Raw genomic sequence first — 663 nt, 5'->3', positions numbered from 1 at the left:
AAATTAGATCAGTTAGAAAAAGTCATCGAATATGAAGCAAAAAGACAACATGGCCTAAAAATTATTGCAGAAAAACTACAGACGCTCAAGATAGAAAAAATCACCAAAGAAAAAGATGTAAGAGACATATCAAACATATTCAAAAGCTGTAAATCAAAAATTATTCAGAAATCTCTTTCAGAAGGCTCCTCAATCAAGGCAATGAGAATCAAAGGTTTTTCAGGAATGTTTGGATGGGAACCATATCCAGGAATAAGATTAGGAAAACAACTGGGTGAGCTGGTTAGATTTTTTGGGTTGGGTGGATTGTTTCATTCTGATGAACTACCAAATTATGGCATAGAAGAATCAGAAATTCAAGAAGTAAAAAATATACTTGAGATAAAATCTAATGACGCGTTTATTATCGTGGCTGGAAATGAAAAAAAACTAGACATTGTAATAGAATCCATCATAAAACGAATTGAAGATGCAAGAAATGGAATACCTGCAGAAACAAGAGCTGCTACAATTACAGGAGAAACAGTGTTTTTACGACCAAGGCCAGGCTCTTCAAGAATGTATCCAGAAACAGACATACCACCAATAATTGTAGATAATGAAGCGATAGAACAAGCAAGAAACAAGATTCCGAGATCATGGGAAGAGAATCTCATGGCATTA

Annotated in this window: 1 protein-coding gene; it reads left to right on the top strand. The window is 34.4% G+C overall.

Features of this window, described 5'->3' with window-relative positions; genetic code table 11:
* A partial coding sequence (locus DYY66_RS05340) for a GAD domain-containing protein (RefSeq protein WP_309223969.1) occupies window positions 1-663 on the top strand: 663 nt, incomplete at both ends.

Source organism: Candidatus Nitrosotalea sp. FS (genome assembly GCF_011319475.1).
GTDB lineage: Archaea > Thermoproteota > Nitrososphaeria > Nitrososphaerales > Nitrosopumilaceae > Nitrosotalea.
This window is presented reverse-complemented; position numbering and strand designations above follow the sequence as displayed.